Raw genomic sequence first — 25,844 nt, 5'->3', positions numbered from 1 at the left:
TAAGCGCCCTGGACCCTAGTCTTCATGCCACGCAGCGAGATCGCCGATGCCGTTGTTTTCGCGATGGAAGGTTGCGGTAATGATTTTGCGGGCGCCCGCATAAGTTCCCGTCCCGGTAATCGTAAAAAATTGGCTGCGCATGACTACGTCGCGCGAAAGGCGCTGTCCTATCGGGCCGACATCCGGAAGGTTCATGATGTCGGTGGGTTGGGTAAACGGCTTAATGGCGCGGGCCTCGACAATCTCCTGCACGATTTTCTGATCCTCCATCAACTCCGGCTCCAGCGAGGCCAGCACTTGCGCCGGCGCGGTGTTGGCGTTCACTTGCGCAAACGCGGCCTTGGCGTTCGCCACAGGCGGCACCCCGGTGTTGACGTTCCCTTGTGTTGACGCGGTGTAGGCGATCGCCCCCGTCAGGGGCATCGCGGTCAGAAACGGGCTCACCCGATTGAAGATTGCCTCGTTGAATCCCTTGACCATCTGCAAGTCGCCAATCGTCGGCATCGGGCCATAGCGCGGCTGATACGGCGGTACCAGCCCCATGTAGAAGTCTCCGCCACCGCCGGTCGAGTTGGCGGAAAGCGGCGTAATCCAGTCGATGATACCTTGAATCAGGTCAGTGTCCACGTCGAGGACCGTGAACAGCCGTTGTACTTTCGCAGCCGCAGTCGGGTTGAGAGTGCCGCTTGGATTGATCATAGCATTGATTGGGAGCTTGCGGGCTTCGTCCACGATCGACAACGAGACCATGCCGCCCTCGAGCGGCATCGGCGGAAATGGCACCGCCCATACGTCGTTCAAGGTCTCGGTCGGAGTTTTCACCTGCAATTTAGCACGCGCGTCCTGCGCCAGCAGCGCGAGACCGATATTGATTGCTGACCGCGCCAGGTAACCGGCGCGCAGCTCATTGGCCTGATTCGCCGCCGACACGAATCCGAGTCCCGACGTCATCGCGAAATCCACGACGATCAGCGTCATCAGGGCGATCCCCAGCAGCACCGCCAGGATCGCCACGCCGCGCTCGTTCTTTTGCGACCTTGTTACCATTGGGCTATTCCCATCGGCACGGTGACTTGCGTCGCGAAGTCCATCACGCGGCCGCCCGGCGCGGCCATCTGAATCTGGATCGCCACCGCGATCGGCAACTGCTGTCCCTGCGGCAGACTCGACGAATCCCAGCTCTCGCCCCAGCGCTGGCCGTCGAAATAACGGATATGAAGCGAGAGCACATTGTCCGCGAGCACCATAGATTGCAGCGCGGGCGTGGAAGTCAGCAATCCACTCTGCTGCGAACGTTGCAGTAGGTAACAGCCCGGCCGGTCGCGATTCGGAGTCAGATTGTAGGTGACGATATTCTCGGGCGTCATCCCGGTAATCGCGCGGCGATGCCCTGCGCTGAACGTGGACATCGTGATGGTATCGATCGGCAGGCCATTTCCCATGTGTCCGTTGCCGAGCAGCGCAACGTTGCTGAGCGCGTACGGAGTCTGCACGGCATTGCTCACTTCCGTGCCCAGTTGCCACAGCAGGGCGCGGCCTTCGCGATCGACCATGAGCCGCCCTTCAGCGTGCACTTTGCTATGCGCGATGGTGCTGAACGAGCTGGCCAGCATCGCGAGGATGAGCGCCAGCACGCCAATCGCGAGCATCATCTCGATGAGGGTGAAGCCGCGCGGCGCCGGATGCCTCCCGATACGCCGCCTGATCATGGCGTCACCGCCTGTCCCTGAGTTGTATCGGGCGGAATCGGCGAATGCAGGAACTCGACGAGCGAGAAGGTTTGCGAAAGCCCGGGGCCGTAATGGATCGCAACCATGACTTTGCGAACATCGGGAAACATTCCCGAGGCCTCGACCGTCCGTTCCCATCGGAAGTCGGGGAACTCGCCGCGGAACGACGCTTCGAAATCGCCTCTGGTGGAGCCGAGATCCGGAAATCGCTCGAGCTCCGCCTCCGTCATCACGGCCTGCGCAAGCATCGAGGCTCGCGTCGTCTGCTGAGCGCGAATGACGGATTGGATGCTCTGATGATGCAGCCCCAGCAGGCCCATCAGCGCGATGCCGAGGATCGCTATCGCGACCATCACCTCGATCAGAGTAAACGCGCGCGCGCGCCGGCGAAGAAGATTCACCGCGACATCCCGGACGGCATCACGTCGCCGCTGATGATCGTGACCTGGCCCGTCAGTGGAGAAAATTCCAGCGTCATCACATCGCCCGATGCGTCATCGAGATGCACCACGGTCGCATCGACGTAGCCCTCGGGATAGAAAGTGGTCGCGACCGTGCCGCGATTGACGGTGCCGATTCCTTCGATGGTTACGTCGCGAATCCGAATCGCCGCCGGCATCATTATCGGGCGTCCCGAAACGCTGCTGTCGGGCGCGAACACCGGCTGCACCGCATACGGATCGAGCTGCGCAGCCGCGTAGCCATTGTTGTCCAAGTCGAAGATGAGCCGCAGGACGAGCTTGTGGCCGGTGGCCTCATCGAACATGTAAGTCGCGCGGCCCGCCAGCCGGCGCGCCTGGCTGCGCAGCGCGGCCTGGCGAAATCCGCCGAGATACGGCATCGCCACCGTCAGCATCAGGCCCATGATGAAGATTACGACCGCGAGTTCGATCAGCGTGAAGCCCGGCGATGCGGACGACAACGAAACGCCCGGCCGCGCGCGCGCGATCGCTCTGGCGCGGCGGGGAGATGGACCGGGCCTCGATTTCATGGCGCCATCACGACGCCGACGATTGGCTGGCGTCTATATCGTCCGCGCTTTCGACGCCGTCCGGGCCGAACGACTTCAAAACGTACGTGCTCCCGTCGCTCTGGTAGAAGTAGGCCGTCCCCCATGGATCTTGCGGCAGGCGCTCGATATAGCCGCCACTTTCGTAGTTGGCGGGCACGCGGCCGTTGGTCGGCGCCGAGACCAGCGCGGTCAAACCCTGATCGCTGGTCGGGTAGTAGCCGTTGTCGAGGTAGTAGCGATCGAGCGCGGTCTTGATCTCGGCGAGATCGGCCTGCGCCTTGGTCCGTTTGGCCTTGTCGGCGGCGCCGCGCAGACTCTGGACCACGATTGTCGCGAGCAGGCCGAGGATAAGAATAACCACCATGATTTCGATCAGGGTGAATCCATCCTGGCTATATCGGCGTGACTTCATCGCGGTTACCTCCGGGGCGCTTGTCATTGCATCAGCTGGTTGAGCTGGAAGATTGGCATCAGCACCGCCAGCATCATGAATACAATAACAGCCGCCATCGCCAGCGTCATCACCGGTTCGAGCACGGTGGTCATCTGGCTCAGCGAGTGGGCGACCTCACGCTCGTAGTTGTCGGCGACCCGCTCGAGCATCCGCTCCAGTTCCCCGGAACGTTCGCCGACGCGGATCATTTCGATCAGCAGCGGAGGAAAAAGCCCGCTCTGCGCCAGCGTCTGTCCCATCCCGTGGCCTTCGCGGATGCTTTCACGGCTCTGCTCGACGGCGTCCTTGAGCAGACCGTTGGTCACGACGCCTTTGACCGCGTCGAGCGCCGGGAGCAACTGGACGCCGCTGGCAAGCAGGGTGGCCAGCGTCCGCGCAAAGCGCGCGCAGATGACTCGAATCATCGTCGGCCCGATGTACCACATCTTCAGGATCACAGTGTCATACACGCGCCGGCCGCGCGGCGTCGCCATCGCGGCGCTGATTCCCGCCACCGTCCCGACCAGCAACAGCAGCAGCGGGATCCAGTAGCCGGTGACCATCGCCGAAAATCCAATCAGGATCTTTGTCGCCAGCGGAAGCGCCGCATGCTGTTCCGCGAAAACCGTTGCGACCTGCGGCACCACGTACGCGACCAGGAACGCCATGATCGCCGTGCCGACGCACATCATGATGATCGGATAAGTCATCGCGCCGCGCACTTTGTTGACGAATTCATTTTGGCGTTCGCTGTACTCGGCCAGCCGGTCCAGCACCGCCTCGAGCGCCGCCGCCTGCTCACCGGCGCGCACCATCCCGATGTAGAGGTCGGAGAATGTGTCGCGATGAGCAGCCAGCGCGTCGGCCAGCGACGTTCCCTCGCGCACCCGCTCGCGCACCTGCGAGAGCATCCGCTTGGTCGCCGCGCGCGTCGATTGATCGCTGAGCGCGCTGAGCGCATCGACCAGCTGCACGCCCGCGCCGAGCAACGCGCTCAACTGGCGCGTCAGCAGCGCCAGGTCCGCAGCCGGCATCTTGCGCCGCCACAGCGAGGGCAGCCACTCGCGGGCCGCGGCCTGGCGCTCGGCGGCGGTGGATTCCTCGTTGAGATCGGTGGGGAAAATCCCCGACGCGCGCAGTTTGCCGCGCGCGGTCCGCGCGCTGTCGGCGTCAACCACGCCGTTGACCGAGCGGCCGTCGGCGCCAAGTCCTCGATAAGCAAATACTGGCATCGGTGAAAAAAGACTAAAGCGGGCGCGCTAGTCGATGTCTTCCTGCGTGACCCGCAGCAGTTCCTCGATCGAGGTCTCGCCCTGCAGCACGCGCGACGCGCCGTCCTGGCGCAGCAGCCTCATCCCGTGGCCGATGCACTGGCGGCGCAGCATCGCGGCGTCGGCATTCTGCATGACGAGCGACCGGATTTCGTCGTCCATGATCATCAGTTCCTGTATCGCGATTCGGCCGCGATAGCCGGTGTTGCGGCAATTGCGGCATCCCTTGGGACGGCAGATCTTGGCCGTCATGTCCCCGCCCTTGAGTCCGATCCGCGCAAGTTCGGATTCGCCGGGGAGGTACGGCTCGCGGCAATCGGGGCACAGCTTGCGGATAAGGCGTTGCGCGAGCACGGCGAGAATCGACGACGAGACCAGGAACGGCTCGATCCCCATGTCCACCAGCCGCGTCACCGCGCCAAACGAATCGTTGGTGTGCAGCGTCGAGAACACCAGATGGCCGGTCAAGGCGGCCTGAATGGCGATCTCGGCGGTTTCGCTGTCGCGGATTTCGCCGACCATGATCACGTCGGGATCCTGGCGCAGAATCGAGCGCAGGCCGCTGGCGAACGTCAGCTCGATCTTCGGGTTCACCTGCATCTGGCCGACGCCGCGCAACTGGTACTCGATCGGATCCTCGATCGTAATGATGTTCTTTTCGGGCGAGTTGATTCGGCTCAGACAAGCGTACAGCGTCGTCGATTTGCCCGAGCCCGTCGGCCCGGTCGCCAGGATGATCCCGTGGCTCTGCCGAATCAGCCGGTCAAGGCGCTGCAGGTTATCGCCGGAAAAACCAAGATGGTCGAGGTTTATGACCTCGAGCGCCTGCGCTCTGTCCAGCAGGCGCAGCACGATCCGTTCGCCGAACGCGGTCGGTATCGACGAGACGCGCAGATCGATATCGCGGCCCGCGATGCGCAGCCGGATTCGGCCGTCCTGCGGCAGGCGCTTCTCCGCGATATTGAGGCCCGCCATGACCTTGACGCGCGACGTGATCGCCGGCTGAAAGCGCTTGGGCGGCGACAACACGTCGTACATCATCCCGTCCACGCGAAAGCGCACCACCATTTCCTTTTCGAAGACTTCAATATGAATGTCGCTCGCGCGGTCCTTGACCGCCTGCGACAGGATGCCGTTGACGAGCTTGATGATCGGCGCCGAATCGTCGGACTCGAGCAAGTCCAGCGGCTCCGACGCGAGTTCACTGGCAACCACGTCGAGCCGCTCTTCCTCGAGGTCGATCATCAGGTCCTCGGCCGAGGTGGCCGAAGCCTGGTCGTACGCGCGGTTGATTGCTTCTGCGATTACTTCGGCTGGCGCGACCAGCGGATGTATCTGCGCGCCATACAGGATTCGCAAGTCATCGAGCGGCTCGTAGTTGGCCGGGTCGGCGATCGCCACGGTTACCGTGCCGTCGACGCTCGACAGCGGCAGCAGGCGGTTTTTCTTCGCGTAGTTGATGGGAACCTTCGAGACCAGGCCGGGGTCGAGCGAATGCTCGTCGATATGGGCCTGGAACGGCAGCCGGTACTCCTGCGCGAGAGCGCGCGCCAGGCGCTGCGGCTCCAGCGCGCCCATCTCGACCAGCACGTCGGCCAGCTCCTGGCCGGGCTTCTTGCGTTGGCGCGCCTTGTCGAGGTCCTGCGCCGAGACCCACGAGCGGTCCAGCAGGATTGCCTCGAAGCTTTTTCGTGCGGTCGCCATTAGGCAATTCCCCAGGAAAGTTCGGAAACCGCCGGCGCCAGGCCGCAAGGATTCAAGTCATATGGGGTCATCTTCAACGACAATTCCACCACACCGAAATGCCACCACACCGAACTTTCCACCATTTTCCCCCGTTCCCGCTCAATTAGACACGATGGTTCCTGCTACTTGCAAGTATCCTTCCCCATGGCACTGACCGGTCGCGCAGCCATTGGCTACGACTAGTAATGCACCGCTCCCGGCTGCGTCTGGGTCCCGTTTCCGATCGGTCCTCCGCCGATTCCCATGCTGATGCCCGTATGTCCCTTGGCCGGCAGCGTATGCTCGGCCTCTTGCCATGAGACGAGCTTGCCCCCAACAAACTTCAAATCGAGGAAGGTCCCCTTGTCGCCGTCCTTGGACGAGGTGTACAGGAGCGCCGCCGTGATGTCGTTGCTGTTGGGCTTATAGGGGTAGCTCCAGACCTCGGTATCGCCCGGCAGATAGGTTCGCAGGTCGGGCTCGCCCCACGCGTGATGCACCTGTGGCGACGTCTGGCCGACCTGCAGCGAATCCGACATCCGCGTCGCCTTGATTCGAGTGCCGGCCTGGTAGGCGAGACCGCATCCAGCGAAAGCGGTGATGAACGCCGCCGACATGACCGCTAGCGGGGCGAATCGGAAGAATCGGCTTTTTTTTCTCAGTCGGACTTTAGTTGATAATCGATCCATCGGCGCAATTCTGTGGGCACCATCCTTGATTGTCAACGTTATGCTATAGAGCAACCGATATGAACGAGGTAGACCCCGATGGCGCGTAAGCTGACTTTGGTGAAAGGGGCGTCGCAGCGCGGATCGCTGGTTTATGGGATGCGAATTTTCGACCAAGCCAGCGTAGCGGGCGTCGAGGATGCGCGGGTCAGCCTGGCCGACGGCACCAGCGGGCGAGTCACGATGCATCTGATCGAAGGCAGCCGCGCACAGATCAGGCGGCAACTGATGCAAAGCATCGACGCGTTTTTCGAACTGCTCGACGAGCAGTAGAATACGCATGGAAAAATCAGCGAGGGAGTGAAAAAGCGAAATGGATTTGAAATTCATCAAGTACGAGAAGCGCAACCATATCGCCTACATCACGTTCAACCGGCCCGAGCGGATGAACGCGTTGCATCCGCCGTGTCACGCCGAGATGGACAGCGTGTGGGACAACTTCGTCGCGGACAAGTCGGCGTGGGTCGCGATCGTGACGGGGGCCGGCGACAAGGGGTTTTCAGCCGGCAACGATTTGCGCTGGACCGCGGAGAATAGCGGGCAACTGGCCGGGACCATTGGCCTCAAGGGCGGCTTCGCCGGGATTACCGCGCGCTACGACATTTACAAGCCGATCATCGCGGCGGTTAACGGATTCGCACTCGGCGGTGGATTCGAGATCGCGCTCGCTTGCGATATTATCATTGCGGCCGAACACGCGCGCTTCGGATTGCCGGAACCGCGCGTGGGCCTGATGGCGGCGGCGGGGGGAGTGCATCGCCTGCCGCGCCAGATTCCGCTCAAGATCGCGATGGGCATGATGCTTACGGGCAAGCACATCACGGCCGCCGACGCGCTTCGCTACGGAATCGTCAACGAGGTGGTGCCGCTCAAGGATCTCATGGCCACGGCTGAGAAGTGGGCGGCGGAGATCATGGAATGCTCGCCGTTGTCGGTGCAGGCCACGAAGGAAGCGGCGATGAGCGGACTTGGGACGCCGGTCGAAGCGGCGCTCGCGAAGCATTACGATTTGCAGTCGAAGCTGTTTCGATCGAAGGACGCGGTTGAAGGTCCGCTGGCGTTTTCGCAGAAACGAAAGCCCAACTGGACCGGAGAATAGGGCGCCGGGCGCCGGCGGGACGGCGCTCAAAGGCCGGGAGTCGCGACAAAGATGCAGGAGCTCTGGTTGTTGCGCGACGCAATCGCGACGCTGGTCGTTGGAGCGATGACGGCGGCGTTTCCGCCGGTCGGGACCGGCGCGTTCTGGATGATCGTCGCATTTTACGGCGTGGTGTCGGTGCTATTCGACGACGAAACGCCGCGCGGTGTGCCGGGAATCGATTTCTTTTACGCTACGCGCCCCCATCTGAAGGACCCGCAGAGTTAGCTCTCGTCTTCCGAAAAAAATCCTGCACGGGGAACAAAAAATTTGACGAATTGTGGATGCTTTCGCTTGACTTAAGGCATGCAAGACAATTGCCCCGGTTGTGTTACAATAAGGACAAGATTAGCACACAGGTGAAGGCATGCCGATTAATTCTGTGATCCCCTCCCCGATCTTCGAGACGCTCAGGGACTCCGAGGATACGTTGCGGACCACGCTCACCGAGCTGGCCGAAGACAAACGAAAGCAGAAGCCGAATATCTCGGAGCGCAAGCTGGCCGAATATCTGGCCGATCAGATGGGCTACCGCGGCGCAAAGAACGTGGAAGCGCTGGTGGCCTCGCGCGAGCGAATCGCGAAATCCCGCCAAGCCGTTGGTTTGAGCAAGTAGCGCGTTACTTCTTATTCTCGCCAGTTGGCCGGGATACGGTCAGGGTGAGGGACATCTACGCATACGCAGCGCGGTTGTGCGATGCGCCGCACATAGATTCCTCACCGGTCCCGCTCACCCGAGGCTCACAAACTGACGTCGAAGCTGCCTGTGCCACCGCGTTCTTTCGAACTGCATCCGCTCGACAGCTTGAAGCTACCGGTGATTTCCGTCACCGCATCATCCACGTGTCCGACCATGTCTGTCGTGCAGTCCGTGCCATTGTCGGCAGTTATCTTGACGACTCCCTTTCGTGTCACGCTGCCGGTCAGGTCACCGGTGCCACCACTGCAAGTGGCGCTCGGACGCAGGATATAGCTCCCGGTGAACGTGGATTTGCCAACTGCCTGGTCGAACGTCATCGAAAGGTCCGCGGTTCCGCAGACCTTGGGGTGACGGGTCTTGCCCGTAAGAGTGCCCGTCCAGGTTCCGTTCAGATCGGGGATCGATGCCTTTTCTGGCTCTTGGCATTGCCCCACGCTCAGCCATCCCACCATGAACAGCGAAGCGATCAAAACTGGCAGCACCCTTGAACGCATGATTGCGAACGATCGGTTATGCATGAAAGTGTTTTCCCTCCTAATTACAAAGGCGTACACGCGAGCTTGCGAGCCTATGCGAAGGTACAGCCCGCTACTAGTGGCCGAGGTGGCGGCCGAAGAATGCTTCGATCCGCTTCCAACTGTCTTCGGCGGCCTGGGGATTGTAAGCCACCTTCATCGGGCCGATTTTTCCTATCGACGCGAGGAATCCACTGTTGCGGCTCATGAAGCTGTGGCCCGCATCTTCGTAAATCTTCACGTCGTGATCGACGCCCATCTCGGTGAGCAGCTTTTCGAGCCTGCGGCCATGCGCCGCGAACATCCTGTCCTGACCGCCGTAGCCGCCGAGCACCGGGCATACGCCGCGCAACTGCTCGGTGGTCTTGGGCACGTCGCCGTAGAACGTCGCGGCGACGCCTATCGGAGCGCGCGCCGCGAACATCAGGGCGAATCCGCCGCCCATGCAAAAGCCGATGACTCCGATGCGCGCGGCGTCAACGCCGGGCTGCTGCTGCAGAAATTTGCGTGCCGCGTCGAGGTCGTTGAACGCGTCACCCTCGCCGCGATTGAGCGTCATCATCGTGCGCGCGATACATAGGATGCGCATCCCGTCGCGATCGTAGAGGTCGGGCGCGAGCGCGGCGTAACCGAGGTCGGCGACCATCCCGGTGATTCGCCGGATGTCGTCGTTGAGCCCGAAGATTTCGTGGATGACGATTACGCCGGGATGTTTTTGCGCATCGGAAGGCGCGGCGTACGCAGCGCGCATCGGACGGCCGCCGTCGGCGGGGAAGGTAATGTCACTGGTGGTCATCGTTTCACTTAAATTAAGATTTTCGTTTGCCGTTTTTTGTGCTTTCGCTTTTGCCAGCGCGCGGTTTCGCCCGGGTTTTCGAACGCGGCCCGGAACCATAGTCGCCGAATGGATCGTCACGCTCGCGGACCGCTTGCCGGAAGCCCGCCGCATTCGCGCGCGCCACGAAATCGAGGCCTTCCTGAGTATGCCGCGCGATTCCGTCGAATAGCGAGCCGACCAGCCGCGAAGTCGCAAGCCCCATGTTCTCCGCGGTGTGATTGCATAGCAGCTTGAGCATCTGAAGTTGATTGCTCGGCACCTGCGCCATCCGCTCGGCCAGCGAGGTCGCGCGCGCGTCGAGTTCGCCGTCGGGCACGGCTTCGAGGATGAGTCCGATGCGCGCGGCCTCCGGCGCGGGGATTTCATCGCCGGTCAGCAGGTAGCGCTTGGCGCGCTCGAGGCCCATCCGATACACCCACATCGCGGTGGTCGGCGTGCCCCACACGCGCGACGGCGGATAACCGAACGAGGCGGACTCGGCGGCGATTATCAGGTCGGCGCATAGCACCATGTCGGTGCCGCCGCCGATGCACCATCCCTGGACCGCGGCGATGGTTGGTTTTCGCGCGTACCAGAGCTTCATGTACACGTTGACGAATTGCGAGATCATGCCGTAGTCGGCGACCGAGTCCCACACGTGCCGGCGCGAGGGCTCGCCGGTTTGCGCGCGCGTGGACCAATCGAGTCCGTAGCCGGCGCAAAACGCGGGGCCGTCGGCGCGCAGCAGGATCACGTGGACGTCGTGGTCGGCGTCGGCGCGATCGATGGCGGCGGCAAGCTCGTCGCGCAGTTCGGGCGTGATGGTGTTGTACTCGGCGGCGCGGGTGAGAATTATCGAGCCGACGCCGTTGCGGGTCTCGGTGCGGAGCGTCTTCATGGGCAGGCACCTAGCCGATGATTTTGTTCAGCGGGAACTCGACGATGCCGACGGCGCCCGCTTCGAGCAGCTTGGGGAACAGCTCGCGCACCGTGTGCTCGGCGATGACCGTCTCAACCGCCAGCCATTCCACGCCCTTGAGTGCCGCAGATGGGTAGAGGTGCGAGATGGTGGGCGCGGTGATCGACGGCAGCAGCGCGACCACTTTTTCGAGGTTGTCTTTGGCGACGTTCATCTTGATGCCGACGCGACTGTCGGCGTCGAGCGCGCCGCGAATCAGTATCCCGAGCTGGCGAATCTTGGCCTGCTTCCAGGGGTCGGTCCATGCGGCCGGATTGGCGACCAGCACGGGATTCGAGACGAGCAATTCCTCGACGATGCGAAGTCCGTTGGCGCGCAAAGAGGAGCCGGTCTCGGTGACGTCGATGGCGGCGTCGATGATTCCTTCGGCGACCTTGGCCTCGGTGGCGCCCCATGAAAATTCAACTTCTGCTTTAACTTTGCGTTCGGCGAGGATTCGCGTGACGAACTGCACGAGCTCGGTCGCGATTCGCTTGCCCTCGAGGTCCTCGAGCCGCTTGACCGGCGAATCATCGCGCACGCATAGCACCCATCGCGAAGGCGTCAACGTGGCCTTGGCGTAAATGAAGCTCTCGACCTGATGGAGCGTCACGTTGTTCTCGACGATCCAGTCGCTGCCGGTGATTCCCGCGTCGAGCGAGCCGTCGGCGATATAGCGGGGCATCTCCTGCGGGCGCAGGATGCGGCAACTGAGCGTGGAATCGTCGGTGGTCGGGATGTAGGAGCGCGAGCCGACCGTGATGCGCCATCCGGACTTGCGCATCAGCTCGAGCGTCTGTTGCTCCAGGCTGCCCTTGGGGATGCCGAATTTCAGAACTTGATCAGGCATGTGGTTTCCCGATTGCGATCAACCCGCCGGCTTCTTGGGCTGATGGCCGTAGCCGGGGCCGTATTTGGCGGGATCGACTTTGCGTTGCTCGACGATTTTCCATGCGCCCGCGTCGAGCTTGCGGAAAAAGCACGACTCGTAGCCCAGGTGGCATGCGGCGCCGTCGCCGAGCTGCTCGACGGCGACTACGAGCGCGTCGGCGTCGCAGTCGATTCGAATCTCGCGGACGACTTGAAAATTTCCCGACTCTTCGCCCTTGCGCCAAAGCTTGTTGCGCGAGCGCGAGAAGTAACAGGCGCGGCCGGTGGCCACCGTCTCATCGAACGCTTCGCGGTTCATGTAGGCGACGGTCAGGATGCGGTGGCTCAGGTGATCGACGGCGATTGCGGCGACGACGCCGCCGTTTTTGTCGAAATCAATTGCCGCCGATGCGGGAACTGCCTTTTCTGCCTGCGTTGCCATTGCTGCCACCGAATGAAATAGCGCCGTAGATCGAAAATTACGCTTGCGAATCGACAAGTATCGGTCAAACCTCGGCGCGATTCAATCGCAATGTTGCGGGCAGGTCATCAACAACCCGTTTTCAATTAGTGACAACGCGAGTACATTACGGGACGATGTCCGACGACTTGCCCTTGCCCAGCCGAACCCTTGGCTTATTTTCAGAGATGCACCCGGTCCCGACAAGAAGATTGGCCAGACTTTGGATCGTGGCGATTGCACTCGCTACGTCGATGCTCGCGTGCCGGATTCCCGGCAAATCGATCGAGTCAAAGTACAAGAACGTCGATCAATTCAACTTCGACGTGGCGATGGGTCCCAAGAATTACCATATCGAGGGCTACCTGACGCGCAGCGCGGAGCAGGGCCGGCGGCCCGGGCTGCTGGTGCTGAACGGAGGCGAGGGCAGCGTCGATCGATGCGTGCAGATGAGCCAGAGTATCGCGGCTATGGGTATCCAGGTCGCGTGCGTGAATATCCCGGGCTACGGCAAATCGTCGGGGCCGAGCCGATTCGTGGGGCAGCCGTCGGTGCTGGCGTCGCGACGGGCGCTGGACATGCTGGCGGGGCGCTCCGACGTCGACTCGACGCGGCTGGCGGTGTGGGGACTCGGGCATGGCGCGGTCGCGGCGGGTCTGTTGATGGACTACGACTCGCGCCCGCGCGCGCTGATCCTGCAATCGGGATGTTACGACCCGATCACGCTATGGCCGCAGGCGCCGCTGCGCACCAAGCTGTCGATCCTGCGCGAAGTATGGCCGAGCAAGCGGATCCTGAAGGAGCGCAGCGTGATCGCGAATTTGCCGCCGAAGCTCGAGTGCAGCGTGCTGATCATGCACGGCGAGCGGGATAATCGGGTGCCGGTGGGGCAGGCGGTGAAGCTCGCCGACGCGTTGCGCATGCGCGGCGCCAAGGTATCGACCCGCTATTTCCCGCAGGCGTCGCACGACCTCGGCAAGCGCGTCGAGCCCGAACTGCGCGCATTTCTGCGCGACAATCTGCTCGATACGAATCGGGCGGCAGCTTCGTGAGCAGTGTCCGCTAGCCGATCTCTTTGAGCGCGGCGATCACTTCGTCGGTGTGCCCGTTGACCTTGACCTTGGGGAACACGCGGCGCACGACGCCCGATTTGTCGATCACGAACGTGGTGCGCTCGATGCCCATGAACTCGCGCCCGTAAAGCGACTTCTTCTTGTACACGCCGTAGAGCCGGCAGACCTTGTTGCCGGGATCGGCGAGCAACGGGAAGTTGAGGCCGTGCTTGGCGACGAACCTGGCGTGCGAGTCGCTCGAGTCGGCGCTGATGCCGACGACTTTTGCGCCCAGCGCTTTGATCGGCGCAATGTTGTCGCGAAAGCTGCACGCCTCGGCGGTGCATCCGGGGGTCATGTCCCTGGGATAGAAGTACAGCACGAGGTTGTTCGAGCCGATCAGATCTTTCAGCGCGACGGTTTTTCCGTCGGCGTCGGACAGCGCGAAGGCCGGCGCCTTTTTTCCTTGAAGGGCGGCGCTGGCGCTCTTCGATGCGACAGAACCCCCGGCCTTGGCCGAAGCGGTTGCGGGCTTCTTCGGAGTTTTCGCGGTGGTTTTTCTGGATGTAGGCATGAGATTGATTTAGCCGCGCTCGACGCTTGTGGCAAGTCGGACATTATCGCGGCTGGCCCGAAACCATTTTCTGAATTCACGAACCCCCCTGTTTAGCAGGGTTTTCTGACCCCTAGTTGACGAGGCGCCGGTCACATCCTAGACTTGGCGCGCTGAGAGTCCCTCGATCGATTACACCTCCTCATGGCCGTTTACACCGAGTTAAGCAAACCGTTTCTCAAGGAGCTCGCGGACGATTACGGTCTCGGCCGTGTCACCAGCGCGAGCGGTATCCCGGAAGGATCGGTCAACACCAACTACCTGCTCGAAGCCGCCAAGGGCAAGTTTCTGCTGCGGTTGGACGAGGTCAAGCGCGAAAACGAACTGAAGCGCGAAATCGATTTGCTTTCGTTTCTGCGCAAGCATTCGTTTCCGTGCCCGCATCCGATGCAGGATCGGATGGGGCGCTTTTACCGCAATTTCAACAACCGCTGCGTGTCGCTGTTCAAGTACCAGGAGGGCAAGGTGCTGGCGCCCGCCCGGCTCAAGCCGAGCCAGCTCGAAACGATCGGTCACACCCTTGGCGATCTGCATGTAATCGGCAAAGCGTACAAGAAGGGAATCGACAACCGCTTCAGTTTCGAGCGAATCGCCGACCTGTACCTGACGGTGCGCAGCCGGCTGCCGAACTACTTCCGCAAGATTTGCCGCACGCTGGACGACGAGGTCGAGTATCTGACGCGCTATCTCGAGAGCAAGCTGCCCAAGGGCGTCATCCACGGCGACATCTTCGCCGACAACCTGCTGTTTCGCGGCGAGCGGCTGACCGCGATGCTCGATTTCGACGCCGCATGCCGCGGCAAGTTCATTTTCGACATCGCGACCGCGGTCAATGCGCTGTGCTTTGTCGATGGCGCCTACTCGCTCGACCGGTTCCGCTATCTGCTGTCGGGTTACGAGTCGGTGCGCACGCTGTCGTTGGCGGAATGGGACGCGTTTCCCAACGAGTTGCGGTTTTCCTCGCTGCGCTTCACCGTGACGCGCCTGCACGATTTCTTTCTGCAGCCGGTGGACGGCAAGAATCGCGTGGACAAGGACTTCCGCGAGTTCTTCGATCGCCTGCGGGTGCTGCGCCGCGAGCGCCAGGGCGGGATGGAGCCGCTGCTGATGGCGATGGCGACCGGATACGACTACCGCAAGTATCAGAAGGTCAAAGCAACCGAGCGCCGCCAGGCGTGAAGCGCGCGGCCTGATTCACAAATCCGCGGAGAAATCCGTTGCCTTCAATTCTTGACAGCCTGAACGCCGCCGCGCCTGCGCTATGGCTCGAGGTTTCTCCCCCGCGCGGAATCAATCCGGCGCCGCTCATCCGCCGCCTCGCCGCTCTGGTGGGGCACGTCGATGCGATCAATCTGACCGACAACGCGCTGGGCAAGGTGAAGATGTCGGGGCTGGTGTTCGCCGCCGGGATCAAGGTGCGCCTGCAAATCCCGGTCGTGCTGAACGTCTCGTGCCGCGACCGCAACCGCTTCGCGCTGAAATCCGATCTGCTCGGCGCGGCGGCTATCGGGATCGACGCGGTGGTCGCGCTCAACGGCGACAAAATTCCGCCCGGCGACGACGGCGTCGCAATCGCTTCGCATGACATCGACGCATCCGGATTGCTCGCGATGATCGCCGACTTGAATCGCGGCGACACCGGAGAGGGCAAGCCGCTCCTCAAGACGATCCCGTCGATTGTTGCCGGTGCGGTCGCCAATCCAAATCGAAAGAACATCGAGCGCGAGTTCGACCTCCTCGCGCGCAAGGCCGACGCGGGTGCCCGCTTCGTGATCACGCAGCCGGTGTTCGACGCCGAGACCGGGCGGCGCTTTATCGCGAAAGCCAACAGCTTCGGAATCAGGACGATGCTCGGAATCCTCCCCGTCAAGCGGGAGGCAATGGCAACCTACCTGATCGACCGCGTCAAAGACTTAAGCGGTGCGCGGATCCATCTGGACAGATTCGGCGGGATGAGCGAAGAAGAGGTGCGCGCGATTTCGCTTCGCGAGAACATGGCGCTGATGAAGTCGTTGGCTGGCGAAGGCGCCGGGTTCAACATCATGAGCGGTGGTGGCCCGTCACTCGCCATCGAGCTGGCCCTTCAGTTCAGCCGCTGGCGCAACGGAGATCGGTAAATGAACCGTATTCGCGCAGACAAGAATCGCGCCGGCCGGGAATTGAAAGTGGGAAAAGCGAGCGCCGAAACGATCGCCCGGAGCCATATAAATGACCGCGCCAAGGTCGAAGATGCGGTCCGCGTCATCCTGCGTCATATCGGCGAGGATCCGGATCGCGAGGGACTCAAACGCACGCCCGCGCGCGTCGCCGGCGCTTATGAGTTTCTAACCAGCGGCTACGCCAAGGATCCCAAGGAGGCGATCAACGACGCGCTGTTTGCCGAACAAGACTACCAGGAAATGATCCTGTGCAAGGATTTGGACTTCTACTCCCTGTGCGAGCATCACCTGCTGCCGTTCATGGGCAAGGCGCACGTCGCCTACCTGCCCAATCGCAAGATCGTCGGAATCTCGAAGCTGGCGCGGTTGGTCGAAATCTACGCGCGGCGGCTCCAGGTGCAGGAGCGCTTGACGACCCAGATCGCGCACACGTTGATGTCGGAGGTCGATCCGCTCGGCGTCGCCGTGGTGATCGAGGCCGAGCATCTGTGCATGCGGATGCGCGGTGTCGAGAAGCAGAATTGCTACGTCACGACGTCGGCGATGCTTGGCGCGTTCCGCACCCACACCGAGACGCGCCAGGAGTTCATGCAACTGCTGCGCAACGGCAGGCCGTGACGCGTGATGGCTGCTGACGACGATGCACTCGACGCGCTCGCTCAATATGCACTCCGCTACGTCAAGCCCGGGCATACCATTGGGCTTGGGACGGGCCGGGCGGCCAGCGCGTTCATTCTAGCTCTGGGAGCCAGCCGGATTGAAGTTCGCGGCGTGCCGACTTCCAGCGCGAGCGAGGAACTGGGCCGCTCGGTGGGAATCCCGATCGTCACGCTGGCCGATGCGGGAAAAATCGACACTGACTTCGACGGCGCCGACGAGGTCGATCCGCGTCTCAATCTGATCAAGGGCTACGGCGGCGCGCTGGTCCGCGAAAAAATCGTGGCCGCGTCGTCGCGCCGGTTCGTCGTGCTGGTCGGCGAGGAAAAGCTGGTGCCGAAACTCGGCCATCGCGGCAGCCTCCCGGTCGAAGTCATCCCGTTCGGAGCGCCGCTCGCGATGGCACAGATCAAAGCACTCGGAATGAAGCCGCGAATCCGCGAAATCGACGGCAAGGAATTCGTTACCGACAACGGCAACTGGATTCTCGACTGCGCGGTGAAGAAGATCGCCAATCCGGCCCGGCTGGATCGAGACCTGCTGGCGATTCCGGGCGTGGTCGGCACGGGGTTGTTCATCGCGATGGCGGATGTAGTCCTGGTGGCGGAGTCATCGGGAAAAATCCGCGCGCTGCGACGGTAGCGCGGTGCGCGCTGTTAATACTGAAAAAGCCTTAATACGGAAATACTGAAAAAGCCATAATACTGAAAAAACTGGCTACAGATTCCGATTTCGACAGGGCGGCGCGGGCGGACCTGGAAACGATCTATCGCGCTGCGGTCGCGGCTGTCGATCCTGCCCGACTCGTCGGGCGCGCGATGGACGGCGGTTGCCCAGGCGCAGAACAGGTTCCCGATTTGATCGCGGGCGCGTCGCGAGTCTTCATGCTGGCCGTGGGCAAGGCGGCGGCCGGGATGGCGCACGAGATCGAACGCCGAATCGGCGACAAGCTCGCCGATGCGATCGCCGTAATCCCAAGAGGCGCGACATCGGAGCGCGCTCTTGATGCTGAAAAAGCCTTAATACTGAAAAAACTGAAAAAGAAGGTGCGAGTCCTCGCGTCGGGCCATCCTGTGCCCGACGAGTCCTCCGAGGCTGCCGCGCATGCGGCGTGCGAAATGTTGCATGGGGCGGCGGCGGACGACCTGGTGATTGTCGCGCTGAGCGGAGGCGCGTCGGCGATGTTCACGCGGCCGGCCGAGGGGATAGCGTTGGCGGACAAGATCGCGGTAAATCAAGCGCTGCTCAAAGCCGGCGCGTCGATTCGCGAGCTCAACGTCGTGCGCAAGCATCTTTCGGCCGTAAAGGGCGGACGCCTGATCCGCCATTGCGGCGGCGCGCGCGTGCTCGGGCTGATTATTTCCGACGTGCCGGGCAACGACCTGGCGACCATTGGCTCGGGCCTGACCGCGGGCGACTGGAGCAGCGTCGGCGACGCGGTCGCGGTGATGAAGCGGCGCAACGTCTGGGGGCGTGCTCCCGAGTCGATCCGCGGGTACCTGGAACGGGCGCTGGCGCGCGAAACCGACGCGACGGTAAAGAGCAGCGATCCGATCCTCGAACGGGTGACCAACGTGATCATTGGCGACGGCGATGTTGCGCTGGAGGGCGCCGAGCGGGCGGCGGCTGCCCTCGGGTATCATCCGGACCGATGGAAGGAGCTGCGCGGCGAGGCCAACGACGTCGGCCGCGCGATTGCGAAGCACCTGTGCGAGGTCACGCACGAGCGGGCGTGCGTCGTTGCAGGCGGCGAGCCTGTGGTGACGGTGCGCGCAGCCGGACGGGGCGGACGCGCCCAGCAATGCGCGCTGGCGGCGGCAATCGAACTGTCGGAGATAGGACCCGGGCGTCGAATCACGGCGTTGTTCGCGGGCACGGACGGAATCGACGGGCCGACCGACGCGGCGGGAGCATTCGCGTCGCCGGGCACGGTCGCCAATGGCGATCGCGCCGGAGTCAGCGCCGGGACGGCATTGATCCGCAACGACTCGTACAACTTCTTTAAAGCGGCGGGCGGGCTGTTCGTCACGGGGCCGACGGGGACCAACGTCAGCGACATTTTTGTCGCTCTGGTGAATTACTGAGGCAGGCGCCGGCCCACGCACCCATGCTGAACCGTCAAAAAAGTCTGGCGAGATTTCGTGACGAGGAATTTGATCTCGCGGTAATCGGCGCGGGCATCAATGGTGCGGCGGTCGCGCGCGACGCCGCGATGCGGGGACTGCGCGTTGCGCTGATTGACCGCGGCGATTTCGCGGGCGCCACCTCGTCGCGATCGTCGAAGCTGATTCACGGCGGCTTTCGCTATCTCCCGCAGGGGCAGTTCAAACTGGTGTACGCGGCGCTGCGCGAACGCGAGCGCCTGCGCCATCTCACGGCGCCGCACCTGGTGCATCCGATTCAGTTTCTGTTTCCGGTGTATCGGGGGCGCGGCTTCAATCGTTTCACGATGGCGATGGGACTGACGCTGTACGACCTGTTCGCGCAGATGCCGTTCAAAGAGTGGCACTCGACCCTCAATGCTGCCGAGGTGCGCGAGACCGAGCCCGCGCTCAGCCGGGACGGGTTGACCGGCGGCGCGATGTATTTCGACGCGTGGGCCGATGACGCGCGCGTCACGTTCGAGAACGTGCTCGACGCGGATTTGCACGGCGCGGCGGTCGCCAATTACACGGCGGTCGAAAACTTCAGCATGACCGACGGGAAGATCGCGTCGGCCGGCCTGCGCGATCTGCTCGGCGGCGTCAGCCTTGAGCTTTGCGCCCGGAAATTCCTGAACGCGGCCGGCCCGTGGGTGGACGAGATTCGGCGGATGGACGATCCGTTGTCGAAACCGTGCGTGCGATTGACCAAGGGCGTGCATCTGGTGTTTGCGCGAACGGTTCTGCCGGTGCGCGAATCGATCGTGCTCGGCGACGAGCGCGGGCGAATCGTGTTCGTGATGCCGCATGAGCGTTACGTGCTGGTGGGCACGACCGACACTGATTATCCGGGCGATCCCGCAAGCGTCAGGACGCAGCCGGACGACATCGAATATCTGCTCGCGGTGCTGGCCGAGAGCCTGCCGGGGATCAAGCTTAAGAATGCCGATGTGGCGGCCAGCTTCGCCGGACTGCGCGCGCTCGTCAGGGGGGAGAAGGAGGCGGCGGCGCCGTCGGCGGTGCCGCGCGAGGAAGTGATACTCGAGGGTCCGTCGGGGTTGATCACGGTGGCGGGAGGGAAGTTTACCACGCATCGCGAGATTGCGCAGAAGCTCGTCGATCTCGTGATGAAGAGGCTCGGACGTCCGCAGCAAATTTGCCCAACGCTCGCGACACCGTTTCCCGGCGCGCGGCCGCTGGGCGCGGACGACGAGCCGGGCGGCGGCGCGGCGATGCGAAGCATCCCGGCCGAATCGGCTGAAATCCTCAAAGCGCGTTACGGGACGCGCGCGCCGATTGTCGCGCGAATTGCCGCCCGGCGGCCCGAACTGGCCGAGCCGCTGTCGCCCGGCTGTCCCGCTTTGGGAGCCGAGGTGGTCCACGCCGTTGGCAGCGAGATGGCGCATTCGATCGGCGACTTTTTAATTCGGCGCACGTCGTTGTCGTGGCGTTCTCCGGTCGAGGCGGAAGCGGCGGCGCCGGCCGTCGCGCGAATCATGGCGGCTGAGCTCGGATGGGATCGCGCGCGCGAGGACGCCGAAGTCGCCGGCTTCACGCATGAGCAGCGCAGCCGGCGCGCCATCGGCTGAGCAATCGTGGCGGCACGCGAATCAATCGCGGATTTGAAGAAACGCGCGGGGATAGTCTCGCGCGCGCTTGCGAAGCTGTATCCCGAGGCGCGCATCACCCTCGACTTCAAAACGCCGTGGCAATGCCTGGCGGCGACGATTCTTTCGGCGCAATCCACGGACGTGGGCGTCAATCGCGTAACGCCCGGACTTTTCCGCGAATATCCCGACGCGCGCGCGATGGCGGCGGCGGACCGCCGGCACGTCGAAGAGTTAATCGTCAAGACGGGATTCTTTCGCCAGAAAACGAAATCGCTGATCGGAGCCGCCCAGAAGATCGTCAAGGACTACGGCGGCGAGGTCCCGGACAAAATGGAAGAATTGGTGAAAATCCCGGGAGTCGGGCGCAAGACCGCGAACGTGATTCTCGGGCATATCTACGGCAAGCCGGCTTTCGCCGTGGATACGCACGTGCGGCGGCTGACGTATCGGCTGGGATTCACCAGGCAGACGGATCCCGCAAAGATTGAAATCGACATGCAGAAGATCCTGCCGGCCGATGATTGGACGCCGTTTTCGATGCGGCTGATTCTGCACGGGCGCCGGGTATGTATCGCGCGCAAGCCGGATTGCGAGGTCTGCGCGCTGGCCGGGACTTGCCCGAAGATCGGAGTGCGGACCGCTCCGCGCGGCTAGTCCAGTTCCGCGTCGATCGCGCCCGCGCGGGCGATATCGCCGAGCCATTGCGCACTCGGCTTGAACGAGCGCACCTGGGTCTCACGATCGACCGCGACGAGGCCGAAAGTCGGCCGATAACCCAGGTTCCACTCGAAATTGTCGAGCAGCGACCAGTAGCAGTAGCCGCGAACGTCGATTCCGTCGCGGACGCATCGCGCCACACCGTTCAGTGCGCGCCGGACATACTCGATGCGGCGATCGTCCTTGTCGGTGCCGATGCCATTCTCGGTGACGATCACGGGAACTTTGGCGATTGCGCTCGCCTGGCGGATGTTGGCTTCGAGCGCTTCGGGCCAGAACTCGTAGCCCATCAACGTGGTCTCGACACCGGCCTCCGGGCGCAGGGCGCCGTTGGCGCCGATGCGATCGCGAGTGTAGGTCTGAACGCCGACGAAATCGTCGCCGCGCGCCGCCTCGAAGAAAATGTCCTGGCATTCGGCCTTGATGTGATCGCGCCGCTGTTCGCCACCGGGCACGGCCTGGAGGTCGCCAAGCGCGAGGCAAATTCCCACCGGAAATTTGCCGCGCGACGATTTGAGCGCGGCGGCGGCCAGCCGATGCGCCTCGAGCATCGTGTCGCGCGCCTTCATCTGATCGCACATCAGGTACGGCGCGAAGCGATTGGGATCGGCGCCGATGCGCCGCGCCGCCTCCGCGAACCATTTCGCCTCTGCCGGGTCGAGTTTCAGCGGCAGCGCGCCGAGCAGATACTGGTAAGCGCTGAGGTTGGCCTCGTTGATCGTGCACGCAACGCCAATCAGGTCGCCGAGATGCGCGGCCGCGCGCTCGCAATATCGGGCGAATCGCTCGGCGGTTTTTTTCTCTTGCCATCCGCCGTCGCCGGTAACCCATCGCGGCGAAGTAAAATGATGAAAGGTTACGACCGGCGTGACCTTGTGCTCGTGGCAGCAGGCGAGCACGCGGCGGTAATGGTCGAGTGCGGCGCGCGAGAACTCGCCCGGCTCGGGCTCGATGCGGGCCCATTCAATCGAAAAGCGGTAGGCGTTGAAGCCGAGCCGCGCCAGCATCGCAATGTCGTCGGCGTAGCGATGGTATTGGTCGCAAGCGTCGCCGGAGGGCTCGACGAATGGAGAGCCGGGGGTATGCTCGAGCAGCCAGAAATCGCTGTTGACGTTGCCGCCCTCGACCTGATGGGCGGCGGTGGCAGTTCCCCACAGGAAATTGGCGGGAAAAGTGAAGCGCTCGGTTGTCATCGCTAATCTACCTTCAAGGATGAAATATTGCGGACGCTACAGCGAAAGCCGCGGCGGCGACAACCCACTATTTGAACATCACGCTCGAAATGCAATAATTCCCCTTCTACTATCCCGTCCAAGGCGTCACGTGAGCGGTGAAAATCCGAATCGAGGACATAACGGCGAATGCCAAAGAGATGGCCTTTGCCGAGCCGGAGCAGGAAATCAACCGTATCCTGGGGCAGGGACCGATCCGCGAATATCACCTGGAAGGACCGGTCGAAGTGTCGGTGTCGTTCTATCGCGCGGGGACGGAACTGTTCTTCGCGGGCATGCTGAAGACCCGGACCAGGGCCGTGTGCGCGCGATGCCTCGAGGATTTCGACGCGGCGGGCGATCGCCCGTTTCGCTTTGTGCTGTCACCCAAGGCGATCGGATACGACGACGACAATCTTCGCGCCGAGGACCTGGAATTCTCGCTCTATGAGGGCGACGAGGTGGACTTGAGCCCGCTGATTCGCGAGCAAGTGCTGCTCGCGTTGCCGACGCGCCCGCTTTGCCGGGAGGATTGCCGCGGTCTGTGTCCGCATTGCGGCGTAAATCTGAATCGCACCACGTGCGGATGCCGCGGCGAAAGCTTCGAACCGCGCCTGGACGCCCTAAGGTCGCTTAAACTGCCGCGCACCTGATAAGCTCAACCTCAAAATTAGGAAGTAATTCGTCATGCAAGCACCCAAACGCCGTACTTCGCACTCGAAGAAGAACATGCGCCGCGCCCATGATGCGCTGCGGGCCGTCAACCCCGGCTCCTGCGCGTCGTGCGGCGAGCCCGTCATGCCGCATCGCATCTGCCGCCATTGCGGCTCCTACCGCGGTCGCCAGCTCGCCGAGATAAAGGAATAGCCGCGGGGCGGGGCACGACCGTGAAAATCGCGCTCGACGCGATGGGGGGCGATCTGGCGCCCAAGGCGACTGTTGAGGGCGCCGTCCTGGCAGCCCGCGACTTCGGCATCGAGGTCGTGATGGTGGGCGACGGCGAGATACTTGCCCGCGAGCTCGCCGATCACGAAGCTGCCAACCTGCCAATCCGAATCGAACACGCGCCCGAAGTCGTCCTGATGGCCGACTCGCCGCTGGAATCGGTGCTGTCCAAACCGCGGTCGTCGATTCACGTCGGACTCGACTTGGTCAAGCGCGGCGACGCGAGCGCGTTTGTCAGCGCCGGGAATTCGGGCGCCGTGATGACGGCGTCGATGATGATCCTGGGCAATCTCACCTACGTCGATCGGCCCGCGATCGCGTCACTTGTGCCGACCAGCGAAGGATTCGGCTTGCTGATCGACGCGGGCGCAAATACCGAGGTGAAGCCGGTTAACCTTGTTCAATTCGCCGTGATGGGAAGCGTGTACTGGCGGCACGTGCGCAACGTCTCGCGTCCGCGCGTCGGGATTCTCTCCAACGGCGAGGAGAGTTCGAAGGGTACCGATATCACGCGCGCCGCGGCCGCGATGCTCGCGCAGATGTCGACCTACGTGCACTACGTCGGGTACGTCGAGGGGCGCGACATCAACCGGGCGAAGGTTGACATCGTCGTCACCGACGGATTCACGGGCAACGTCGCGCTCAAGACGATGGAGGGATTCTCGTCGTTCCTGCTCGACAGCCTGCGCGGAGTGTTCGGTGGAAGCTGGCGCGCGCGGCTGGCGTATCTGCTGGTGAGGAAGAATCTCAACGCGATGCGCGAGCGGCTCGATCCGTCGGAATACGGCGGCGCACCGCTGCTGGGCGTCAGCGGCGTGTCGATCATCGCGCACGGTTCGTCGAACCCCAGGGCAATTCGCAATGCAATTCGAGCTGCGGCGAACGAGCCGCTGGTGCATCGCGTGAACGCCGAAATTCTGGAAATTCTTGCCAAGATTCAGCCCGTTGGGCCGGTCAAGCCGGTAGCCGGCAAGGGAATTAGGGCGTTGTTAGGCAAAATGCGCGAGCGGTTGCATCGCCGCGACAAGGAAGCCGAGACGGTCAAGCGCGACGACGCGCATCCTGCGCCGGATCGCGATGCGGGCGGGGTGCCCGAGCAATCCTCGGAGCACGGCGCGGACCATCATGCCGACGCGGCCAAAATTGAACGCGCCGACTACGAATCTACGCACTCCCGATCGCTCGACAGCGACTCCAATAAGAATGAAGCTCGCGTCCAATCCGCCGACGGTGACGCGGCATCAACGCCGTGGAACGGCGCGGCGCCCGGTCCCGCCAAGGCGCACAAATCAGGCGAGTTGCACACGCAGGACAAATCGGATGCCGGCGCGCATTCAAAAGATCGTCCGAAGAGCGATTCGTGAGGCGCCGCGATTAGATGAAGTTGGCGTTTCTTTTTCCTGGCCAGGGATCGCAGCGGGTCGGGATGGGCAAGGAACTCGCGGATAGCTTCCCGGTCGCGCGCGAGACGTTCAAGGAAGCCGACGACGCGCTTGGGATTGCGCTTTCCAAGCTCTGCTTCGAAGGCCCGGAGGATGAGTTGCGGCTGACCGCCAACACTCAACCTGCCATCGTGACGGCCTCGATCGCGGCGCTGCGCGTCTATCGCCAGGAAATCGGCGGCGAACCGGAAATCGCGGCGGGCCACAGTCTTGGCGAATACAGCGCGCTGGTCGCGGCCGGAGCGATTGGCTTTGCCGATGCGGTGCACGCAGTGCGCGAGCGTGGCCGCTTGATGCAGGAAGCGGTGGCGCCGGGACAGGGCGCGATGGCGGCGCTCATAGGCCTCGAGGCGCGACAGGTGCGGGAAATCTGCGCGGAAGTCACCGGCGACGGCAAGTTCGCCGTCCCCGCCAACTTCAACGCGCCCGGCCAGGTCGTTATCGCCGGACATGCGGCGCCGGTCCGCCGCGCGCTGGAGATTGCCAAGGAGCGGGGCGCCTCGATGTCGGTGGAATTGAAGGTCAGCGCGCCCTTTCATTGTGCGCTGATGCAACCGGCGCGTGACGGTATGGAGCCGGTGTTGCGCGCAATCCGGGTGGGGAAATTGAAGTTCGGCGTGGTCGCGAATGTCACTGCTGAAGTGAATTCCGATCCCGCCCGCGTCGTGCCGCTGCTGCTCGAACAGATTACCGCGCCGGTAAGATGGGAAGAATCGATGGGCGTCGTCGCCCGCTGCGGCGTCACCGATGCGATCGAATTCGGCTGCGGCCGCGTGCTGATGGGCATGATGCGCCGGATGTATCGGTCGATTCGCGTGCGCCCGCTCGAGGATCTCGCATCGTTGAAAGCGGTGTCGCAACCGGCTACTGTCGCCAAAGCCTGAGCGCGGCCTTGCGTGCGCTCCTTTCAGTCCTTATGCTGCCTTGATAATTTAATCGC

General features: G+C 62.9%; 30 protein-coding genes and 1 pseudogene. 16 read left to right on the top strand and 15 right to left on the bottom strand.

Going from position 1 to position 25,844, the window contains the following annotated elements; genetic code table 11:
- Window positions 1-15 precede the first annotated feature (15 nt).
- From ABR989_RS12080 to ABR989_RS12045, 8 genes are all read right to left on the bottom strand, one after another.
- Window positions 16-1,047 carry a type II secretion system minor pseudopilin gene (locus ABR989_RS12080; protein ID WP_428128829.1) on the bottom strand — a complete coding sequence of 344 codons (1,032 nt, stop codon included), beginning with the start codon at window positions 1,045-1,047 and terminating at the stop codon, window positions 16-18.
- Window positions 1,041-1,709 carry a PulJ/GspJ family protein gene (locus tag ABR989_RS12075; RefSeq protein ID WP_428128826.1) on the bottom strand — a complete coding sequence of 223 codons (669 nt, stop codon included), beginning with the start codon at window positions 1,707-1,709 and terminating at the stop codon, window positions 1,041-1,043. The genes ABR989_RS12080 and ABR989_RS12075 overlap by 7 nt, the downstream gene beginning before the upstream one ends.
- Entirely contained in the window at window positions 1,706-2,131 is a 426-nt protein-coding gene (locus tag ABR989_RS12070; protein WP_428128825.1) for a prepilin-type N-terminal cleavage/methylation domain-containing protein, read from the bottom strand. The genes ABR989_RS12075 and ABR989_RS12070 overlap by 4 nt, the downstream gene beginning before the upstream one ends.
- Window positions 2,128-2,721 carry a prepilin-type N-terminal cleavage/methylation domain-containing protein gene (locus tag ABR989_RS12065; protein WP_428128822.1) on the bottom strand — a complete coding sequence of 198 codons (594 nt, stop codon included), beginning with the start codon at window positions 2,719-2,721 and terminating at the stop codon, window positions 2,128-2,130. The genes ABR989_RS12070 and ABR989_RS12065 overlap by 4 nt, the downstream gene beginning before the upstream one ends.
- Before the next feature lie 7 nt (window positions 2,722-2,728).
- Entirely contained in the window at window positions 2,729-3,154 is a 426-nt protein-coding gene (gspG, locus tag ABR989_RS12060; RefSeq protein ID WP_428128819.1) for a type II secretion system major pseudopilin GspG, read from the bottom strand.
- 23 nt (window positions 3,155-3,177) lie between these two features.
- Window positions 3,178-4,407, bottom strand: coding sequence for a type II secretion system inner membrane protein GspF (gene gspF, locus ABR989_RS12055; RefSeq protein ID WP_428128817.1), 1,230 nt, complete (start codon window positions 4,405-4,407; stop codon window positions 3,178-3,180).
- A gap of 27 nt (window positions 4,408-4,434) precedes the next feature.
- Window positions 4,435-6,150 (bottom strand): type II secretion system ATPase GspE, encoded by a 1,716-nt coding sequence (gene gspE / locus ABR989_RS12050; protein WP_428128815.1) that lies wholly within the window; start codon window positions 6,148-6,150, stop codon window positions 4,435-4,437.
- Window positions 6,151-6,371: 221 nt separating this feature from the next.
- Window positions 6,372-6,788 carry a hypothetical protein gene (locus ABR989_RS12045; RefSeq protein ID WP_428128812.1) on the bottom strand — a complete coding sequence of 139 codons (417 nt, stop codon included), beginning with the start codon at window positions 6,786-6,788 and terminating at the stop codon, window positions 6,372-6,374.
- 150 nt (window positions 6,789-6,938) lie between these two features.
- Here ABR989_RS12045 and ABR989_RS12040 point away from each other — a divergent pair, with 150 nt between their 5' ends.
- The 4 genes from ABR989_RS12040 to ABR989_RS12025 all read left to right on the top strand — a co-directional run bounded on the left by ABR989_RS12040 (window position 6,939) and on the right by ABR989_RS12025 (window position 8,653).
- Complete coding sequence (locus ABR989_RS12040) at window positions 6,939-7,172, top strand: allantoinase (RefSeq protein WP_428128810.1); 234 nt, start codon at window positions 6,939-6,941, stop codon at window positions 7,170-7,172.
- A gap of 40 nt (window positions 7,173-7,212) precedes the next feature.
- On the top strand, window positions 7,213-7,998 hold the full coding sequence (locus ABR989_RS12035; RefSeq protein ID WP_428128808.1) for an enoyl-CoA hydratase-related protein: 786 nt from the start codon (window positions 7,213-7,215) through the stop codon (window positions 7,996-7,998).
- 51 nt (window positions 7,999-8,049) lie between these two features.
- The gene (locus ABR989_RS12030) at window positions 8,050-8,265 is read left to right on the top strand and encodes a hypothetical protein (protein ID WP_428128806.1); all 216 of its coding nucleotides are present in this window, start codon (window positions 8,050-8,052) and stop codon (window positions 8,263-8,265) included.
- A gap of 139 nt (window positions 8,266-8,404) precedes the next feature.
- The gene (locus tag ABR989_RS12025) at window positions 8,405-8,653 is read left to right on the top strand and encodes a hypothetical protein (RefSeq protein WP_428128803.1); all 249 of its coding nucleotides are present in this window, start codon (window positions 8,405-8,407) and stop codon (window positions 8,651-8,653) included.
- 125 nt (window positions 8,654-8,778) lie between these two features.
- Here the strand turns inward: ABR989_RS12025 and ABR989_RS12020 are convergent, their stop codons facing one another.
- The 5 genes from ABR989_RS12020 to hisI all read right to left on the bottom strand — a co-directional run bounded on the left by ABR989_RS12020 (window position 8,779) and on the right by hisI (window position 12,339).
- Window positions 8,779-9,255, bottom strand: a complete 477-nt coding sequence (locus ABR989_RS12020; RefSeq protein ID WP_428128800.1) for a hypothetical protein — start codon at window positions 9,253-9,255, stop codon at window positions 8,779-8,781.
- 73 nt (window positions 9,256-9,328) lie between these two features.
- A complete protein-coding gene (locus tag ABR989_RS12015) occupies window positions 9,329-10,048 on the bottom strand; it encodes a dienelactone hydrolase family protein (protein WP_428128797.1) in 720 nt (239 codons plus the stop codon).
- Between the two features lie 13 nt (window positions 10,049-10,061).
- Window positions 10,062-10,967: a crotonase/enoyl-CoA hydratase family protein gene (locus ABR989_RS12010; protein WP_428128795.1), complete on the bottom strand. Its 906-nt coding sequence runs from the start codon at window positions 10,965-10,967 to the stop codon at window positions 10,062-10,064.
- Window positions 10,968-10,977: 10 nt separating this feature from the next.
- The gene (gene hisG, locus ABR989_RS12005; protein ID WP_428128792.1) at window positions 10,978-11,877 is read right to left on the bottom strand and encodes an ATP phosphoribosyltransferase; all 900 of its coding nucleotides are present in this window, start codon (window positions 11,875-11,877) and stop codon (window positions 10,978-10,980) included.
- A gap of 18 nt (window positions 11,878-11,895) precedes the next feature.
- Window positions 11,896-12,339 carry a phosphoribosyl-AMP cyclohydrolase gene (gene hisI, locus ABR989_RS12000; RefSeq protein ID WP_428128789.1) on the bottom strand — a complete coding sequence of 148 codons (444 nt, stop codon included), beginning with the start codon at window positions 12,337-12,339 and terminating at the stop codon, window positions 11,896-11,898.
- 248 nt (window positions 12,340-12,587) lie between these two features.
- Here hisI and ABR989_RS11995 point away from each other — a divergent pair, with 248 nt between their 5' ends.
- Window positions 12,588-13,409 carry an alpha/beta hydrolase family protein gene (locus tag ABR989_RS11995; protein ID WP_428128786.1) on the top strand — a complete coding sequence of 274 codons (822 nt, stop codon included), beginning with the start codon at window positions 12,588-12,590 and terminating at the stop codon, window positions 13,407-13,409.
- A 10-nt stretch (window positions 13,410-13,419) separates the two neighbouring features.
- Here ABR989_RS11995 and bcp read toward each other — a convergent pair whose 3' ends face one another.
- Window positions 13,420-13,983, bottom strand: a complete 564-nt coding sequence (gene bcp / locus ABR989_RS11990) for a thioredoxin-dependent thiol peroxidase (protein WP_428128783.1) — start codon at window positions 13,981-13,983, stop codon at window positions 13,420-13,422.
- A 183-nt stretch (window positions 13,984-14,166) separates the two neighbouring features.
- On the opposite strand from bcp, the gene ABR989_RS11985 reads away from it, so the two are divergent.
- Genes ABR989_RS11985 through nth form a run of 7 tightly spaced genes read left to right on the top strand, consistent with a single transcriptional unit; the run spans window position 14,167 to window position 21,243 of the window.
- Window positions 14,167-15,201, top strand: coding sequence for a homoserine kinase (locus ABR989_RS11985; protein ID WP_428128781.1), 1,035 nt, complete (start codon window positions 14,167-14,169; stop codon window positions 15,199-15,201).
- 38 nt (window positions 15,202-15,239) lie between these two features.
- The gene (locus ABR989_RS11980; protein WP_428128779.1) at window positions 15,240-16,139 is read left to right on the top strand and encodes a methylenetetrahydrofolate reductase; all 900 of its coding nucleotides are present in this window, start codon (window positions 15,240-15,242) and stop codon (window positions 16,137-16,139) included.
- Window positions 16,140-16,799 carry a GTP cyclohydrolase I FolE gene (folE, locus tag ABR989_RS11975; protein WP_428128777.1) on the top strand — a complete coding sequence of 220 codons (660 nt, stop codon included), beginning with the start codon at window positions 16,140-16,142 and terminating at the stop codon, window positions 16,797-16,799.
- A gap of 6 nt (window positions 16,800-16,805) precedes the next feature.
- Window positions 16,806-17,480: a ribose-5-phosphate isomerase RpiA gene (gene rpiA, locus ABR989_RS11970; protein WP_428128775.1), complete on the top strand. Its 675-nt coding sequence runs from the start codon at window positions 16,806-16,808 to the stop codon at window positions 17,478-17,480.
- A gap of 56 nt (window positions 17,481-17,536) precedes the next feature.
- The gene (locus tag ABR989_RS11965; RefSeq protein ID WP_428128986.1) at window positions 17,537-18,922 is read left to right on the top strand and encodes a glycerate kinase type-2 family protein; all 1,386 of its coding nucleotides are present in this window, start codon (window positions 17,537-17,539) and stop codon (window positions 18,920-18,922) included.
- Between the two features lie 23 nt (window positions 18,923-18,945).
- Complete coding sequence (locus tag ABR989_RS11960) at window positions 18,946-20,568, top strand: glycerol-3-phosphate dehydrogenase/oxidase (protein WP_428128773.1); 1,623 nt, start codon at window positions 18,946-18,948, stop codon at window positions 20,566-20,568.
- Between the two features lie 6 nt (window positions 20,569-20,574).
- Complete coding sequence (gene nth, locus ABR989_RS11955; protein ID WP_428128770.1) at window positions 20,575-21,243, top strand: endonuclease III; 669 nt, start codon at window positions 20,575-20,577, stop codon at window positions 21,241-21,243.
- Here nth and ABR989_RS11950 read toward each other — a convergent pair.
- Window positions 21,240-22,499, bottom strand: coding sequence for a glycoside hydrolase family 1 protein (locus ABR989_RS11950; protein ID WP_428128769.1), 1,260 nt, complete (start codon window positions 22,497-22,499; stop codon window positions 21,240-21,242). The two genes, nth and ABR989_RS11950, sit on opposite strands and share 4 nt — an antisense overlap.
- Before the next feature lie 137 nt (window positions 22,500-22,636).
- Between ABR989_RS11950 and ABR989_RS11945 the strand changes: the two genes are divergently transcribed.
- The 4 genes and pseudogenes from ABR989_RS11945 to fabD all read left to right on the top strand — a co-directional run bounded on the left by ABR989_RS11945 (window position 22,637) and on the right by fabD (window position 25,788).
- A complete protein-coding gene (locus tag ABR989_RS11945) occupies window positions 22,637-23,170 on the top strand; it encodes a YceD family protein (RefSeq protein WP_428128767.1) in 534 nt (177 codons plus the stop codon).
- A gap of 34 nt (window positions 23,171-23,204) precedes the next feature.
- Complete coding sequence (gene rpmF, locus ABR989_RS11940; protein ID WP_331962532.1) at window positions 23,205-23,384, top strand: 50S ribosomal protein L32; 180 nt, start codon at window positions 23,205-23,207, stop codon at window positions 23,382-23,384.
- 20 nt (window positions 23,385-23,404) lie between these two features.
- Window positions 23,405-24,409, top strand: a pseudogene (gene plsX, locus ABR989_RS11935) (phosphate acyltransferase PlsX); the annotation flags it as partial.
- Window positions 24,410-24,840: 431 nt separating this feature from the next.
- Window positions 24,841-25,788, top strand: a complete 948-nt coding sequence (fabD, locus tag ABR989_RS11930) for an ACP S-malonyltransferase (RefSeq protein ID WP_428128765.1) — start codon at window positions 24,841-24,843, stop codon at window positions 25,786-25,788.
- Window positions 25,789-25,844 lie beyond the last annotated feature (56 nt).

This window comes from Binatus soli (SeqCode) (genome assembly GCF_050015535.1).
Classification (GTDB): Bacteria; Desulfobacterota; Binatia; order Binatales; family Binataceae; genus Binatus; species Binatus soli.
The sequence above is the reverse complement of the archived record's forward strand: the minus strand, read 5'-3'. Positions and strand labels throughout refer to the sequence as shown.

What these genes read in the sequence shown, in the direction of transcription:
- ABR989_RS12080 (WP_428128829.1), bottom strand. Translation starts at nt 1,047, where the DNA reads ATGGTAACAAGGTCGCAAAAGAACGAGCGCGGCGTGGCGATCCTGGCG.
- ABR989_RS12075 (WP_428128826.1), bottom strand. Translation starts at nt 1,709, where the DNA reads ATGATCAGGCGGCGTATCGGGAGGCATCCGGCGCCGCGCGGCTTCACC.
- ABR989_RS12065 (WP_428128822.1), bottom strand. Translation starts at nt 2,721, where the DNA reads ATGAAATCGAGGCCCGGTCCATCTCCCCGCCGCGCCAGAGCGATCGCG.
- gspG (WP_428128819.1), bottom strand. Translation starts at nt 3,154, where the DNA reads ATGAAGTCACGCCGATATAGCCAGGATGGATTCACCCTGATCGAAATC.
- gspF (WP_428128817.1), bottom strand. Translation starts at nt 4,407, where the DNA reads ATGCCAGTATTTGCTTATCGAGGACTTGGCGCCGACGGCCGCTCGGTC.
- gspE (WP_428128815.1), bottom strand. Translation starts at nt 6,150, where the DNA reads ATGGCGACCGCACGAAAAAGCTTCGAGGCAATCCTGCTGGACCGCTCG.
- ABR989_RS12045 (WP_428128812.1), bottom strand. Translation starts at nt 6,788, where the DNA reads ATGTCGGCGGCGTTCATCACCGCTTTCGCTGGATGCGGTCTCGCCTAC.
- ABR989_RS12040 (WP_428128810.1), top strand. Translation starts at nt 6,939, where the DNA reads ATGGCGCGTAAGCTGACTTTGGTGAAAGGGGCGTCGCAGCGCGGATCG.
- ABR989_RS12035 (WP_428128808.1), top strand. Translation starts at nt 7,213, where the DNA reads ATGGATTTGAAATTCATCAAGTACGAGAAGCGCAACCATATCGCCTAC.
- ABR989_RS12030 (WP_428128806.1), top strand. Translation starts at nt 8,050, where the DNA reads ATGCAGGAGCTCTGGTTGTTGCGCGACGCAATCGCGACGCTGGTCGTT.
- ABR989_RS12025 (WP_428128803.1), top strand. Translation starts at nt 8,405, where the DNA reads ATGCCGATTAATTCTGTGATCCCCTCCCCGATCTTCGAGACGCTCAGG.
- ABR989_RS12020 (WP_428128800.1), bottom strand. Translation starts at nt 9,255, where the DNA reads ATGCATAACCGATCGTTCGCAATCATGCGTTCAAGGGTGCTGCCAGTT.
- ABR989_RS12015 (WP_428128797.1), bottom strand. Translation starts at nt 10,048, where the DNA reads ATGACCACCAGTGACATTACCTTCCCCGCCGACGGCGGCCGTCCGATG.
- ABR989_RS12010 (WP_428128795.1), bottom strand. Translation starts at nt 10,967, where the DNA reads ATGAAGACGCTCCGCACCGAGACCCGCAACGGCGTCGGCTCGATAATT.
- hisG (WP_428128792.1), bottom strand. Translation starts at nt 11,877, where the DNA reads ATGCCTGATCAAGTTCTGAAATTCGGCATCCCCAAGGGCAGCCTGGAG.
- hisI (WP_428128789.1), bottom strand. Translation starts at nt 12,339, where the DNA reads ATGGCAACGCAGGCAGAAAAGGCAGTTCCCGCATCGGCGGCAATTGAT.
- bcp (WP_428128783.1), bottom strand. Translation starts at nt 13,983, where the DNA reads ATGCCTACATCCAGAAAAACCACCGCGAAAACTCCGAAGAAGCCCGCA.
- ABR989_RS11985 (WP_428128781.1), top strand. Translation starts at nt 14,167, where the DNA reads ATGGCCGTTTACACCGAGTTAAGCAAACCGTTTCTCAAGGAGCTCGCG.
- folE (WP_428128777.1), top strand. Translation starts at nt 16,140, where the DNA reads ATGAACCGTATTCGCGCAGACAAGAATCGCGCCGGCCGGGAATTGAAA.
- rpiA (WP_428128775.1), top strand. Translation starts at nt 16,806, where the DNA reads ATGGCTGCTGACGACGATGCACTCGACGCGCTCGCTCAATATGCACTC.
- ABR989_RS11960 (WP_428128773.1), top strand. Translation starts at nt 18,946, where the DNA reads ATGCTGAACCGTCAAAAAAGTCTGGCGAGATTTCGTGACGAGGAATTT.
- ABR989_RS11950 (WP_428128769.1), bottom strand. Translation starts at nt 22,499, where the DNA reads ATGACAACCGAGCGCTTCACTTTTCCCGCCAATTTCCTGTGGGGAACT.
- rpmF (WP_331962532.1), top strand. Translation starts at nt 23,205, where the DNA reads ATGCAAGCACCCAAACGCCGTACTTCGCACTCGAAGAAGAACATGCGC.
- fabD (WP_428128765.1), top strand. Translation starts at nt 24,841, where the DNA reads ATGAAGTTGGCGTTTCTTTTTCCTGGCCAGGGATCGCAGCGGGTCGGG.